The sequence below is a fragment of the uncultured Rikenella sp. genome (assembly GCF_910579375.1).
Taxonomy (GTDB): Bacteria; Bacteroidota; Bacteroidia; order Bacteroidales; family Rikenellaceae; genus Rikenella.
This window is the reverse complement of sequence record NZ_CAJTUJ010000005.1, coordinates 35481-48825: the sequence shown is the minus strand read 5'-3', so window position 1 is coordinate 48825 and position 13345 is coordinate 35481. Positions and strand designations below refer to the sequence as shown.

The window sequence follows — 13345 nt, the reverse complement described above, 5'->3', positions numbered from 1 at the left end:
CGTTAGGCTGTGGTTTTCCGGCGCGGGCGCATTGGGGTAATACTCGCATTATAGCGCCCCGCCGAGAAAACCCAGCCCAACCCAAGGACAGACACGGCCAGAGCATCCCGCAGGGATGCGTTCTGAAGTTTTTTTTGTTCTTTTTGTTCACAACCGACGCTGCCAGCGAGAGCAATGCAAACGTAGTTTGCGAATTGCCGAGCGGCGAGGAGGAAAACGAGCGGAGCGAAGTTAAAAAGAACAGTACCCTCCTGATAAGGTACAGATAACGAAGAATTAAAAATAGAGGAGAGCTATGCTTTATCCGTTGAAATTCAAGCCCATTTACAAAGAGCGTATTTGGGGCGGTCGGAAGATCGAGACCGCATTCGGCAAGCAACTTCCCGCCGGAGAGAAAATCGGCGAGAGTTGGGAACTTTCCGGTGTAGACGGTGATATATCCGTCGTAGCCAATGGTCAGCTCAAAGGGAATAACTTGCAGGAGCTCACCGAGATCTATATGGGAGATTTGGTCGGCGACAAAGTATTCGAACGGTACGGTGAGGAATTTCCGCTGCTGATCAAACTGATCGACGCCGACGACAACCTCTCGATTCAGGTGCATCCGGACGACGAACTGGCCGCCGAGCGGCACCAGTCGTTCGGGAAGACCGAGATGTGGTACGTGGTGGGGCATGAAGCCGGAGCGCAGCTCTATTTGGGATTCAACCAGCCGGTCGATCGGGCGAAATACCTCGAATATCTGAACGCCGGGCGGCTGGCAGAGCTGCTGACCGCTTACAAAGTCGAAGACGGCGATTCGTATTTCATTCCGGCCGGCACGATTCATGCCATTGGGAAAGGGCTGTTGATCGCTGAGATTCAGCAGACTTCGGATATTACCTATCGGGTTTTCGACTGGAACCGCGTCGATCCGAAGACCGGAAAGGGGCGAGAACTGCACACCGAGTTGGCTTTGGACGCGATCGAATATAAATCCCGGTCGGATTATAAGACCGTGGCCGCTCCGCAGGTGAATGCGCCGGTGACTCTCGAAAAATGTCCCTATTTTCAGACCAGCTCGTTGATCGTGTCGGGTGAAGCGGTGCGGGATTACGCCGCATTGGACTCGTTCGTGATCTATATTTGCCTGGAAGGGCAGTTGGAGCTGGCCTACGACGGCGGAACGGAGACGATTGCCAAGGGGGAAACGGTGCTCGTGCCGGCCGAATTGAACGAGATCGCGCTCAAGGGGGACGGGAAGTTGCTGGAAGTCTATATTCCGTAGAACGGCGGTTTTTTCACGCGGCGTTGTTGGAAATTCCCCAAAAAACGCTACCTTTGCCCCGCTTCTAATTAATAGACCGTATAATTACATGAGCAACTACATCGACACCCAGAAGAAACAGGAACTGTTTCAGAACTATGGGAAATCGGCTACCGACACCGGTTCGCCGGAGAGCCAGATTGCGCTTTTCTCCTTCCGGATCGCGCACCTGACCGAACACCTCAAACAACACAAACACGACTACAACACCCAGCGGTCGCTGCTGAAACTCGTCGGGAAACGGCGCAGCATGCTCGACTATCTGATGAAAAACGACATCGAACGCTATCGGGCCATTGTCAAGGCGCTCGGGCTGCGTAAGTAATTCGGGCCATTCCGGCGCAAGTTGTATTTTCCTTATAAAACAAGGCGGTTTTTCTGTCCTCGGCAGAGAAACCGCCTGTTTTTTTACGAATCACCCCCTCGCTATATTGGCAGGGGGCGTTTTTTTTGTAACTTAGTCCCCGAATTTTCAAGGAAAAAACCATGTATTACAACGCAACCAAAAAGAATATCGAGCTGAGCGGCGGCCGGACGATCGAAATCGAAACCGGCAAACTCGCCAAACAGGCCGATGGAGCCGTGGTCGTGCGGCAGGGCGATACCATGCTGCTCGCGACCGTCGTGGCGGCGAAGGATGCCAAAGAAGACGTCGACTTCATGCCGCTTTCGGTCGAGTATAAAGAGAAATATGCTGCCAATGGGCGCTTTCCGGGCGGTTTCCTGAAGCGCGAGGCACGGCCCTCCGATTACGAAATCCTCGTTTCGCGCTTGATCGACCGGGCTTTGAGGCCGCTCTTTCCCAGCGACTACCACGCCGAAGTATTTGTGACCGTCACCTTGCTCTCGGCCGATCCGGACATTCAGCCGGATGCACTGGCCGGGTTGGCCGCTTCGTCGGCGCTGGCCGTTTCGACCATTCCGTTCGGCGGGCCGATCTCGGAGGTGCGCGTGGCGCGGATCGGCGGCGAATTCGTCATCAATCCGACCTTCTCCCAGATGGAAGGCGGGGCGTGCGACCTCGATATCATGGTGGCGGCGACCTACGAAAACATCATGATGGTCGAAGGCGAAATGAAAGAGGTGTCGGAGGCTGTGATGCTCGACGCCATCAAGTTCGCCCACGCCGAAATCAAGAAACAGTGTCAGGCGCAGCTCGAACTGATGCGCGAGGTGGGGAAGACCGAAAAACGCACCTACTGCCACGAACAGAACGACGCGGCCTTGCGGGATGCCGTGGCGGCGGCTACCTATGACAAGGTGTACGAAGTGGCCAAGAGTCAGTTGCCCAAGCACGAACGCAGCGATAAATTCGACGAAGTTTTGACCCGATACCTCGCCGATTTCGCCGCACAGTACGGCGAAGAGGAGCTGGCGGCCAAGGAGAGCATGATTCGGCGGTACTTCCACGATTATGCCTTGAAACCGGCCATGCGGAACATGATTCTCAACGACGGGATCCGGCTCGACGGGCGGAAAACCACCGAAATCCGGCCGATCTGGTGCGAAGTGGGCTATCTGCCGGCGCCGCACGGCTCGGCGATCTTTACGCGGGGCGAGACCCAGTCGCTGACCACCGTGACGCTCGGGACGAAACTCGACGAAAAGGTGATCGACGACGTGTTGCGCGAGGGAACCGAACGGTTCGTGCTGCACTACAACTTCCCGCCGTTCTCGACGGGCGAGGCGCGGCCGGCCAGAGGGCTGTCGCGGCGCGAAATCGGACACGGTAACCTGGCTTTCCGGGCCTTGAAACCGATGATTCCGGACGAGGGGGATTGCCCGTATGCGATTCGCGTGGTTTCCGATATTCTGGAATCGAACGGTTCGTCGTCCATGGCGACGGTTTGTGCCGGGACGCTGGCATTGATGGACGCCGGGGTGAAGATCAAAAAACCGGTGTCGGGGATTGCCATGGGGCTGATTGCCGAAGGAGATCGAGTAGCGGTGCTGTCGGATATTCTGGGCGACGAGGATCACCTCGGGGACATGGACTTCAAGGTGACCGGGACGGCGGACGGGATTACCGCCACGCAGATGGATATCAAGGTGGACGGCCTCTCTTATGACGTGCTCGCGGCGGCGTTGGAACAGGCGCGTCAGGGGCGTATGCACATCCTCGGGAAGATTACGGACACCATTGCGGCGCCGCGCGAAGACTATAAACCGCATGTGCCGCGGATGGTACAGATCACCATTCCGAAGGAATTCATCGGCGCGGTGATCGGGCCGGGCGGCAAGGTGATCCAGGAGATGCAGAAGGAGACGGGGACTACGATCACGATCACCGAAGAGGGCGAGATCGGCAAGGTCGACGTCTTCGGCGCGAATAAAGAGGGGGTCGATGCGGCCATTGCCAAGATCAAGGGGATGACGGCGGTGCCGGAGGTCGGGACGATCTACCACGGGAAGGTGAAATCGGTGGTGGCGTTCGGCGCGTTCATCGAAATCCTGCCGGGGAAAGACGGCTTGCTGCACATCTCGGAAATCGACCATCGGCGGTTCGAAACCATGGAAGAGACGGGAATCAAGGAGGGCGATATGATGGATGTGAAACTCATCGCGGTAGATCCGAAGACGGGCAAGCTGAAACTTTCGCGTAAGGTGCTGATTGAAAGGCCGCAATAATTTTTTACGGCGGCTACGTATTTTTTCGAGTCGGTGCGTCTGTTTTGGAACGGAATTTGTAAATATTCCGAACCGAAAGGAAAAATAACCGATGCCTTTTATACTTGTTCTTTGGCTACGGGAGGGTACTGTTCTCTTTGTGAACAAAGAGAACCAGAAAAACTTCAGAGCGCATCCCTGCGGGATGCTCTGGCCGTGTCTGCCCGATTGGGTTGGGCTGGATTTTCGGCGGGCGCGCTAATAATGGGCAAGAACCCCACGCGCGCCGCGCCTGAAAATCCCAGCCCAACGAACAAGGCGGAGATAACCCGTGGTCGTCCCCATGGGACGACCTCTGCAAAAGTTCTTTGGGTACCTTTCTTTCAAGAAAGGTACGGTTCCAGCAGGGGCAAAAAAGAGTATGAAAAAGGGATTGAAATTTTGTTTATCCTAAAACAAAATCAGGAACAAATACGTACCTTTGTCCATTGCAAGTAAAGCGAAGGAAAAAAGACCGAAAAACCAATTAATAAATAAACAATTCACTGATTATGAGAAAAGTTTTAAACCTCAGCCTTGCAGTTATCGCTGCGTCGGCTCTTCTCACCAGCTGTAATTGCTTCAGCAAGATGATGAAGAAGACCGCACAGGGCACCACGGCGACCTGTGCGCCGGAACTCGTTACCCTGAAAGGGGACAACGCGGTGACCACCATTACCGTGAACATTCCGGCCAAAGCATTCCACAAATACGGCGTGCTGAAAGTGACCCCGGTGATCGTATCGTTGATCGACGGTACCGAATATGCCGGCGAACCGCGCTTCTTCCAGGGCGAAAAAGTACAGGACAACTACACCGTCGTTCCCTTCTCGGGCGGTACGGTGACCATGGACGTGGCTATTCCTTACAACCCGTCAATGCGCCTCTCGCAGCTCGTGCTGAAAGCTGAAGCGAAATGCTTGAAACGCGGGAACAAGATCAAAAACTTCACCCCGTACGAAACCCCGATCTATGTGACTAACGGGGTGAGCTCCTTGCAGCTGATGGCTGACAACTATGCGAAAGTGGCTATCGCTCCGGACGCATTCCAGCGCGTGACCAACATCTCGGAAACCGCGAAGATCATGTTTACGATCAACCAGTCGAACGTGCGCTCCAGCCAGCTGACCAAAGAAGACATCAAAGCGCTGGAAGACTTCATCATCGCCAACAGCGGTGACGCGAAGAAGAAAGTAGGCGACGTTTACACTCAGGCTTACGCTTCGCCGGACGGTCCGTTGGCCCTCAACGACAGACTGTCGAAAGACCGCGGTACCTCGACTCACAAAGCGATGAGCCAGAAGTTCAAAAAAGACAAAGTTCCGGCTAACACCAAATTCGACATCAACGCGATGGGCGAAGACTGGGAAGGCTTCAAAGAACTGGTCGAAAAATCCGATATCCCGGACAAAGCGCTGATTCTCCAGGTGCTCGCTATGCAGAAAGACCCGCAGGTGCGCGACCGCGAAATCAAAAACATGAGCGCTGCCTTCAAAGTGCTGGCTGAAAAGATCCTCCCGGAACTCCGTCGGTCGAAAATGACCGTCAACGTTCAGGTGGAAGGCTTGACCGACGCCGAACTCAAAGAAGCTGTCGCTACCGACATCAACAAACTCAACGTCGAAGAGATGCTCTTCGCAGCCACCCTCTACAACGACAACGCTACCAAAGCGAAGATCTACAAAGCAGCTGCTGAAAAATACAACTGCTACCGCGGGTACAACAACCTCGGCGTCGTATTGGCAAACCAGGGCGACTACGCTGCTGCAAAGGCCATGTTCCTGAAAGCCGCTTCGCTCAACAGCACCGACCCGTACGTGATCAACAACCTCGGCGTGGTTGCCTTGGCTGAAGGCAAGAAAGCAGACGCTGCCAAATTCTTCGCAGCATCTTCGATCCCGGAAGCTAAATACAACCAGGGCCTCGTAGAACTCGCTAACGGGAACTACGCAGCTGCCGCTCGCACCCTCGATGGGTACAACCAGGCACTCGCTGAACTCCTCAACGGCAACGTGGCTAAAGCAAAACAACAGCTGGCAGGGATGAACACCTGGCGTGCTAACTACGTGAAAGCAGTGATCGCTGCTCGCGAAGGCGATGCAAACGCGCTGGTTTCCAACCTGAAAGCTGCCATCGCTCAGAACCCGGAAGCTGCTGAACTCGCTGCTACGGACGTGAATTTCTACAACTACTTCGAACACGCTCAGTTTGTAGAAATCGTGAAAGTCAAAGTGAAAATGAAAAACTAAGGACTTTCCTTTAAAATTCGGGGCACCCCGGTTCTCTCCTCCGAGAGGGCCGGGGTGCCTCTCTTTTTTTCTCGCCCCCTCGATGACGGAAAAATGCGGATAAGTATTTGCACGTACCGTCCGAAGCCGCGGAATCGTTATCTTTGCATCCGAAAATGGCGGAACAGAACAAAATATCCATCAAAAACAAACGGGCCTCCTTCGATTACGAAATCCTCGAAGAGTGGGTGGCCGGTATCGTGCTGACCGGAACCGAAATCAAATCGATCCGAATGAGCAAAGCCAGTCTCGTCGACTGCTTCTGCTATCTGCACAACGGCGAATTGTTCGTGCGCGGCATGAACATCGCCGAATATCACTGGGGAACGTACAACAATCACCAACCGAAACGCGATCGAAAACTCCTCCTCAATCGGAAAGAGTTGAGAAAGATAGACCGGGCGTTGCAGGACAAGGGTTTGACGGTGGTCGGGATCAGGCTGTTCGTCAACGAACGCGGTTTGGCGAAGCTGGTGATCGGCTTGGGACGGGGACGCAAAAAATACGATAAACGGGAGCATCTCAAGGAAAAGGATGCGAAGCGGGATATGGATCGCGCTATGAAACGCTAATTGAACCGTTTGTTATTGTGTCTACCCGGACGGAACCGTACCTTTCTTGAAAGAAAGGTACCCAAAGAACTTTTGCAGAGGTCGTCCCGGTGGGACGACCACGGGTTCTCTCCGCCTTGTTCGTTGGGCTGTGGTTTTCCGGCGCAGCGCGCTAATAATGGGCATAATACCCCCAGCGCGCCACACCGGAAAATCCAGCCCAACCCAAGATCAGACACGGCCAGAGCATCCCGCAGGGATGCGCTCTGAAGTTTTTTTGGTTCTTTTTGTTCACAAAAAGAACAGTACCCTCCCGGGCAAAGACAGATAACGAACGATACAATAGAGAATATATGCGACAGATACTGAATCAATTTAAGACCGAAGACTGGCTTGCCGTAGGCGCCGGATTGTTGATTATGCTGTTGGCCATCGCGATGCCCGGCCAGATGCCCGTGATGCCCAAGAGCTTGGCGAGCTGGGGAGCCTGGCAGAACATCGCTCTGCTGATCGCAGGGCTGTTCGTGATCGTTTACGGCGCCGGCAAGATGCTCGGACGCTCCACGCGAGGGATACTGCCCTCGTTGCTCGTGATCTTCGGGATCGCTTTGGCCGCGCAGTACGTCGCCGGATTGCCCGCCGTGAAGAATTCCACCGGGCTGGAGAGCGTCTTTTTCGCCGTGGCATTCGGGCTGTTGATCAGCAATACCGTCGGCGTGCCGGATTGGATGCGACCGGCGTTGCAGAGCGAGTTTTACGTCAAAATCGGGCTGGTGCTCTTGGGAACCACCGTTATTTTCGGCGAGATTATGCAGGCCGGGGCCTTGGGGCTGATTCAGGCATTGGTGGTCGTGCTATGCGTCTGGAACTTCGGCTACTGGGTGGCCCGGAAACTCGGCGTGGATCGCGAGATGTCTACCATGCTGGCCAGTGCCGTGTCGATTTGCGGTGTTTCGGCTGCGATCGCCACTTGCGGGGCCATTAAGGGGGATAGCAAAAAGCTGTCGTATGTGATTTCGCTGGTTTTGGTGGTTGCCATTCCGATGATGTACGGGATGCCTTATCTGGCCATGTGGATGGGGCTGTCGCCCGAAGTGGCGGGGGCCTGGATGGGCGGGACGATCGATACGACCGGGGCCGTGGTGGCTTCCGGAGCGGTGCTGGGCGAAACGGCCGAGCAGTACAGTGTCATTGTCAAATTCTCGCAGAATGTCTTGCTGGGGCTGGCGGCTTTTGCGATTTCGATCTACTGGTCGTATGCCGGTAAGGATCACCGCGAGAAACCGACCGCAGGGGTGCTGTGGGAACGTTTCCCGAAATTCGTGTTGGGTTTCGTGCTGGCGTCGCTTGTTTTCAGCTTCGCGATGCCGGTCGAGACGGCGCATCGGATCGGAGGGGTGACCAAAAATCTGCAGGGCTTTTTCTTCGCCGTCGCGTTCGTTTGCATCGGGCTGGAGACCCGCTTCAAGGATATCTTCAACAAGGATTTCAAGAAACCGCTGTGGAGCTTTCTGATCGCACAGGGGTTCAACATCGTGTTGACGCTGATCGTGGCGTATCTGCTCTTCTCCCATATCGGCGATTAGGGCTGGGTTCTGTGAAAATAGGCGAGGGGCGACTTCTTGGTAAAAGAAGTCGCCCCTCGCTTGGCTTTTGACGGGTGCCGGCCGGCTTATTTTTTCGTCGTCTGCGGCACGATCACCGGTAAGGCTCCCGGCAGGCATTCGATGTCGAGCGGAAAATCGGGCCCCTTTTCGCCGTCGATGTCCGACGTGACGTGTTCGTTTTCAATGTGCAGTTTGCGGGTCTGGAAGTAAACGATGTCGCTCGGATAGGCCGCTCCCTTCCGCTTCATCAGGAAATGGAAGACGTTTTTGACGCTCTCCACGATGTTTTCGCCCCGGATGATCAGGACGTCGAACAGCCCGTCCGTCGCGCTGGAGTGGCTGGCGAGTTTCAGGTTCCCGGCCGTCTGGCCGTTGAAGACCAGCAGCAGCAGGCAGCTCCCGCGGAAGGTCAGTTCGTCGGCTTCGACCGTGATGTTCATCTTGCGGAACGAAGGCAGTTCGCCGATGCTGCTGACGTAGTAGGCCAGTTTGCCGAAGACGTTTTTGAGGGCGGTCGGCGTTTTGTGCGACACTTCGGTGAAGAGACCGCTGCTCAGGACGTTGATGAAGTAGCGGTCGTTCACGCGTCCCATGTCGAGTCGTTCGGTCTTCCCGTTCAAAATAGCCTGGCACGCGTCGTCGAGGTTCTCGGGCATGCCGATCAGGTGGCTGAAGTCGTTGGCCGTACCGGTCGGCAGGATGGCGATCGGGATCGTGATATCCCGGTGGGTCAGGTAGTTGACCAGCCGGTTGATGGTGCCGTCGCCGCCGGCCACCAGGAGGTGTTCGGGGCGCAATTCGCCGATCAGCGTGCCGAGGTCGGAGAGACCTTTCTCCCGCGTGATGCGGAAAAGGGTCAGCACATAGCCGGCCTGCTGGTAATGCCGGGCGATCTGATCCAGCTGGGCGACGATCTGCGCTTCGCCCGAGATCGGGTTATAGAGGAAGAGTATATTTTTCATAAGGTGGATAACGCTTTGACAGAGGAGAGGCGCGGACTATCGGGCCACTCGTTTTTCGATGTTCGGCGTCATGTAGACCCCCATCGAGCCGTCCGACCGGCCGTAAACCAAGTAGCCTTCCAGTTCGCGATGCCGCGCCAGCAGCTTCTTGCTCTCCTCCAGTCCCAGCACCATGCAGGCCGTCGCATAGCCGTCCGCGATGGCCGAGGTCGGCGCGATGATGGTCGCCGACAGCAGGTTGTGCACTGTCGGTCGCAGGGTCTGCGGGTTGATCGTGTGGGTCACTTTGTTGCCGTTCTCGTCGAAGGCGAATTTGCGGTAGTTGCCCGAGGTCACCAGCCCGGCGTTCGTGAGCCGCAGGATGGTCTGCAAGTCTTCGCCCGGCACCATGTTGCCCTCCACCGGCCGGTCGATCCCGATGCGCCAATCCCCGCCGCGCGGGCTCTCGCCGCGGCAGAGGATTTCGCCGCCGATCTCCACCATGTAGTCCCGGATGCCGAGCGAGTCGAAGAGTTCGCCCACCAAGTCCGACGAATAGCCCTGCGCAATCGCGTTGAAGTCCAGGGCCAGTCGCGGGTCGGTCTTCACGAGGCGCCCCTCCTCGATCTTCACCTTGCCGTAGCCGGTGAAGACCCGGATCGAGTCGATCTCCCGTTGCGACAGCAGGTGCGGGGTCTCCTCCGTCCCGATGCGGTAGGCGGCGATCAGCGGACGCAGCGTCACGTCGAAAGCCCCCCGGGTGTCGTCGCTGATCCGGCGGGCGATGGCGAGGCACTCCGCGATCCAGCGGTCCGGTCGGGCCGAGGTGTCGTTCTCGTTGAGCCGCGTCAGCAGCGAGCTCGGGTTGTAGACTGACATCGAGTTGTCGAAATCCTCCAACAGCTCTTCGATATTCGACCGCAGGTCGCGGCCCTGCGGATCGTGGTAGACGATATGATAAGTGCTTCCCTGAGTAAAGCCGTCTACTGTCGTATAGGACGTTTTCGGCGCACAGGAGAGGAGGCCCAGTGTCGCCCATGCGCCGAGAAGTGTCAGGCTGGTCGTCGTTTTCATAGGTTAGCGGGATTTGCGTTTCAGAATTTTCTCCACCGCCCGGTGGTAAGCCCGTGCATAGGCCTCCATGCCGTAGTCCGACGGGTGGATGTAGTCCACCATCCCGTCTGCCGGCATCCGCAGGTCGCGGCGCGAGAGGTAGTACAGCCCATCGATTCCCTCCCTGCGCAGGTCGGCGAAAGCGCGCCGCTGCGCCCGATCCGCCCGCTCGTCGTCTGCGCGTTTCGCGGCGTTGGTCTGTCGGTTGGCATAGCCCGGGTGTTCGACGAGCAGAATCGGCACCTCCGGCCGTGCCTGCCGGAACTGCCGCACGGCGTTCGTCACCAAGGTGTAGATGCTATCCTCCGGCACATACATGTTCGGCATGCAGTCCACCACATACAGCGCCGCCGGAATCAAGGTTACGTAGTCGATCACCTCCGGTTCGAGGCGTCCGTTCCCCGAGAAACCGAGATTCACCACCGGCCGCCCCGTCATCCGTTGCAGCAGGTTCGTCCATGCCATCCCCGGCCGCGACGCGCAGGCTCCCTGTGCGATCGAAGTCCCGTAAACGACGATCGGCAGTTGCGTCTCCGTCGGCACGAATTTGAATGCCGAGCCCTCCCGCACGCCGATCTTCAGCTTCCGCACGGTATTGTAGAGCGGCAGGTAGAGCGTATAAGTCATCCCTGTGCCCGTCGTGTCCGGCAGCTCCCGGTAGGTGTAAACGATCGGATTGCCAAACGAATAGCTCCCCCAGCACCGTTCGCCCCGGTCGTTGTAGAGGTCGACGCCGCTCACCCCGGTCGCCGGCATGTGCGGCATCGTGTGCGCTTCCGTCACTTCGTATTGCACCGTAATCTCCGGCGAGTCGGTCGTGAATTGCAGATAGAGTCCCGCGCTGTTCCGCGACAGAGACCACACCGCCTCCCGCACAACCCGTCCGGCCGAATCCGGCAGGCGCGTGTAGTCTTTCTGTGCAAAACCTCGCCCGTGAATATAATCGACCTCTGCTGTTCCGGCAGCGACCAGCGGGTCGTGCCAGTCGACGGGAGACTGCGCCCGCGACGCCAGACTCCCGGCGAACAGTACGGATAGGAAAATGGTTTTGATCGGTTTCATGGTGCGTACAGATTATCCGAAGAAACTTCCCACTTTGCTGATGGCGCTCGGCAGGGCGAAAACCACCACCCGGTCGTAGGCCTGAATCTCGGCGTTCCCCGTGGCGATCATCGCCTTGTCGCCCCGCACGATCCCGCCGACGATCGCCTCACGCGGAAAGTTGATGTGTTTGATCCGCCCCTTGGTCGCCGGGCTGTTCGGTTTGACGATGAACTCCAGCACCTCCGCATCGCATCCGTTGAGGCACTTAATCGCCTGCACGTCCGTGTTCATCGTGAACCGGAAGATCGAACTCGCCGTAATCAGCTTCTTGTTGATGATAGTGTCGATGCCGATGCTCTCGGCCAGCGAGATGTAGTTCATGTTTTCGACCTCCGCGATCACCTTCTTGACCCCCATCCGCTGGGCCAGCATGGCGGCCAGGATGTTGGTCTCGGCCCGCCCCGTGAGCGCCACGAAGGCGTCCATCTTGTCCAGCCCCTCTTCGATCATCACCTCGCTCTTGCGCCCGTCTTCGGCGATCACCAGCGTGTTGTCGAGCATCTCGGCCAGTTTGTAAGCCTTCTCGGGGTTGTAGTCCACCAGTTTGATGTCGATTTCGTTCTGGAGCGCCTTGGCGATGCGCCGCCCGATGCGCGAACCGCCCAGAATCATCAGGTTCTTCACGTCGATGTTCGGTTTGCCCGAAAAGGCCGTCACCTCCTTCACCGAGGCGCGTCCCGAAATGACGTAAACCATGTCGCCCTCTTCGAAAACGTCCTCGCCGCGCGGGATGATCGTCCGGCCCGCGCGCGAAATCGCCACCGTGCGGTATTCCAGGTTTTCGCGGTCGCGCGTGATCTCGATCAGCGAACGACCGATCAGCGGCGACGAGGTGTCGAGCCGGAAAACCACCAGCGAGAGCTTGCCGCCCGAAAAATCGACGTACTCCGAAGTGGAGGAGTGCCCCAGCAGCGTAATCACCTCCTGTGCTGCCGCCTTCTCCGGATAGAAGAGGTAGTCGATTCCCATGTTGATGAAGACCTCCTTGTTGTTGGGCCTCAGGTATTCGTCGTTGTCGATGCGGGCGATCGACTTGCGCGCTCCGAGCTGCTTGGCGATCGCCGCCGAGAGGATGTTGGTGTTCTCCTCGGGCCCCACGGCCATAAAGAGGTCGCACCGCTGCACCTCGCCCCGGGTCAGGGTCTCGAACGAGGTGACGTCGCCCTCGATCGTCAGCACGTCCGACAGCGAGGCCAGCTCGTCGAGCCGCTTCTCGTCTTCGTCGATGATCGTGATGTCGTGGTATTCGTTGCTGAGCATCTTCACGAGGTGGCTCCCCACTTCGCCCGCTCCGGCGATCAGTATCTTCATGATAAACAAGAGATGAAACCCTCGCAAAGGTAGCGAAAAAAGCACTATTTTTGTTAGGTGTTCCGCCGCGGGGGCGGGAAGTTTACAAATCTCTCGGAACAATGTCGAATCTGTTGATTATCACACTTATTGCCATAGCGGCCGTGGGGCTGTTCGTGCTCGGCCTGTCGATTACGTTGATCCGCAAGGGGCACGACCTGGAGAGCGACGTGGGAAGCAACCGCGAGATGCGGCGGCGGGGGATCGAGTGCGCGTCGGCCCAGATCCGGCGCGAGGAGGCGGAACGGCTCGGGCGGAAATTCGACCTGCCGGGCGGGTGCGACGGAGTGTGCGGAAGCTGCGCGGGAGAGGATAAATGTCGGTAAATCTGAAGAAATGACCCGTTGCGGTTGGGCCTCTCTGCGGAGTGTCCTGTGGTTAATTCTTTGGATATAAACGGGTTGTTTGTGCATATTTTGCAGCCCGGAGTGTTGCACGA

At 57.2% G+C, this 13345-nt stretch carries 12 protein-coding genes; 8 read left to right on the top strand and 4 right to left on the bottom strand.

Translation table 11 applies throughout. The features are described from left to right. The first annotated feature begins 295 nt into the window (after positions 1 to 295). The 7 genes from QZ302_RS01320 to QZ302_RS01290 all read left to right on the top strand — a co-directional run bounded on the left by QZ302_RS01320 (position 296) and on the right by QZ302_RS01290 (position 8377). Entirely contained in the window at positions 296 to 1267 is a 972-nt protein-coding gene (locus tag QZ302_RS01320; RefSeq protein WP_294591615.1) for a type I phosphomannose isomerase catalytic subunit, read from the top strand. Between the two features lie 88 nt (positions 1268 to 1355). Continuing rightward, positions 1356 to 1631: a 30S ribosomal protein S15 gene (rpsO, locus tag QZ302_RS01315; protein WP_294591613.1), complete on the top strand. Its 276-nt coding sequence runs from the start codon at positions 1356 to 1358 to the stop codon at positions 1629 to 1631. Between the two features lie 161 nt (positions 1632 to 1792). Beyond that, positions 1793 to 3934, top strand: a complete 2142-nt coding sequence (gene pnp, locus QZ302_RS01310; RefSeq protein ID WP_294591611.1) for a polyribonucleotide nucleotidyltransferase — start codon at positions 1793 to 1795, stop codon at positions 3932 to 3934. Positions 3935 to 3967: 33 nt separating this feature from the next. After that, positions 3968 to 4411, top strand: coding sequence for a hypothetical protein (locus QZ302_RS01305; protein WP_294591609.1), 444 nt, complete (start codon positions 3968 to 3970; stop codon positions 4409 to 4411). 53 nt (positions 4412 to 4464) lie between these two features. Then, on the top strand, positions 4465 to 6201 hold the full coding sequence (locus tag QZ302_RS01300; RefSeq protein WP_294591607.1) for a hypothetical protein: 1737 nt from the start codon (positions 4465 to 4467) through the stop codon (positions 6199 to 6201). Between the two features lie 155 nt (positions 6202 to 6356). Next, the gene (gene smpB / locus QZ302_RS01295; protein ID WP_294591605.1) at positions 6357 to 6812 is read left to right on the top strand and encodes an SsrA-binding protein SmpB; all 456 of its coding nucleotides are present in this window, start codon (positions 6357 to 6359) and stop codon (positions 6810 to 6812) included. Between the two features lie 332 nt (positions 6813 to 7144). Then, entirely contained in the window at positions 7145 to 8377 is a 1233-nt protein-coding gene (locus tag QZ302_RS01290) for a putative sulfate exporter family transporter (protein ID WP_294591603.1), read from the top strand. An 86-nt stretch (positions 8378 to 8463) separates the two neighbouring features. Here QZ302_RS01290 and QZ302_RS01285 read toward each other — a convergent pair whose 3' ends face one another. From QZ302_RS01285 to trkA, 4 genes are read right to left on the bottom strand one after another with little or no spacing between them, the layout of a single operon-like run. Beyond that, a complete protein-coding gene (locus QZ302_RS01285; RefSeq protein ID WP_294591601.1) occupies positions 8464 to 9360 on the bottom strand; it encodes a YegS/Rv2252/BmrU family lipid kinase in 897 nt (298 codons plus the stop codon). A 36-nt stretch (positions 9361 to 9396) separates the two neighbouring features. After that, the gene (locus QZ302_RS01280) at positions 9397 to 10413 is read right to left on the bottom strand and encodes an FAD:protein FMN transferase (RefSeq protein ID WP_294591599.1); all 1017 of its coding nucleotides are present in this window, start codon (positions 10411 to 10413) and stop codon (positions 9397 to 9399) included. A gap of 3 nt (positions 10414 to 10416) precedes the next feature. After that, the gene (locus QZ302_RS01275) at positions 10417 to 11514 is read right to left on the bottom strand and encodes an SGNH/GDSL hydrolase family protein (RefSeq protein ID WP_294591597.1); all 1098 of its coding nucleotides are present in this window, start codon (positions 11512 to 11514) and stop codon (positions 10417 to 10419) included. Between the two features lie 12 nt (positions 11515 to 11526). Beyond that, complete coding sequence (gene trkA, locus QZ302_RS01270; protein ID WP_294591595.1) at positions 11527 to 12867, bottom strand: Trk system potassium transporter TrkA; 1341 nt, start codon at positions 12865 to 12867, stop codon at positions 11527 to 11529. Positions 12868 to 12968: 101 nt separating this feature from the next. On the opposite strand from trkA, the gene QZ302_RS01265 reads away from it, so the two are divergent. After that, a complete protein-coding gene (locus QZ302_RS01265) occupies positions 12969 to 13232 on the top strand; it encodes a hypothetical protein (RefSeq protein WP_294591593.1) in 264 nt (87 codons plus the stop codon). Positions 13233 to 13345: the final 113 nt, after the last annotated feature.

What these genes read in the sequence shown, in the direction of transcription:
- QZ302_RS01320 (WP_294591615.1), top strand. Translation starts at nt 296, where the DNA reads ATGCTTTATCCGTTGAAATTCAAGCCCATTTACAAAGAGCGTATTTGG.
- rpsO (WP_294591613.1), top strand. Translation starts at nt 1,356, where the DNA reads ATGAGCAACTACATCGACACCCAGAAGAAACAGGAACTGTTTCAGAAC.
- pnp (WP_294591611.1), top strand. Translation starts at nt 1,793, where the DNA reads ATGTATTACAACGCAACCAAAAAGAATATCGAGCTGAGCGGCGGCCGG.
- QZ302_RS01300 (WP_294591607.1), top strand. Translation starts at nt 4,465, where the DNA reads ATGAGAAAAGTTTTAAACCTCAGCCTTGCAGTTATCGCTGCGTCGGCT.
- smpB (WP_294591605.1), top strand. Translation starts at nt 6,357, where the DNA reads ATGGCGGAACAGAACAAAATATCCATCAAAAACAAACGGGCCTCCTTC.
- QZ302_RS01290 (WP_294591603.1), top strand. Translation starts at nt 7,145, where the DNA reads ATGCGACAGATACTGAATCAATTTAAGACCGAAGACTGGCTTGCCGTA.
- QZ302_RS01285 (WP_294591601.1), bottom strand. Translation starts at nt 9,360, where the DNA reads ATGAAAAATATACTCTTCCTCTATAACCCGATCTCGGGCGAAGCGCAG.
- QZ302_RS01280 (WP_294591599.1), bottom strand. Translation starts at nt 10,413, where the DNA reads ATGAAAACGACGACCAGCCTGACACTTCTCGGCGCATGGGCGACACTG.
- QZ302_RS01275 (WP_294591597.1), bottom strand. Translation starts at nt 11,514, where the DNA reads ATGAAACCGATCAAAACCATTTTCCTATCCGTACTGTTCGCCGGGAGT.
- trkA (WP_294591595.1), bottom strand. Translation starts at nt 12,867, where the DNA reads ATGAAGATACTGATCGCCGGAGCGGGCGAAGTGGGGAGCCACCTCGTG.
- QZ302_RS01265 (WP_294591593.1), top strand. Translation starts at nt 12,969, where the DNA reads ATGTCGAATCTGTTGATTATCACACTTATTGCCATAGCGGCCGTGGGG.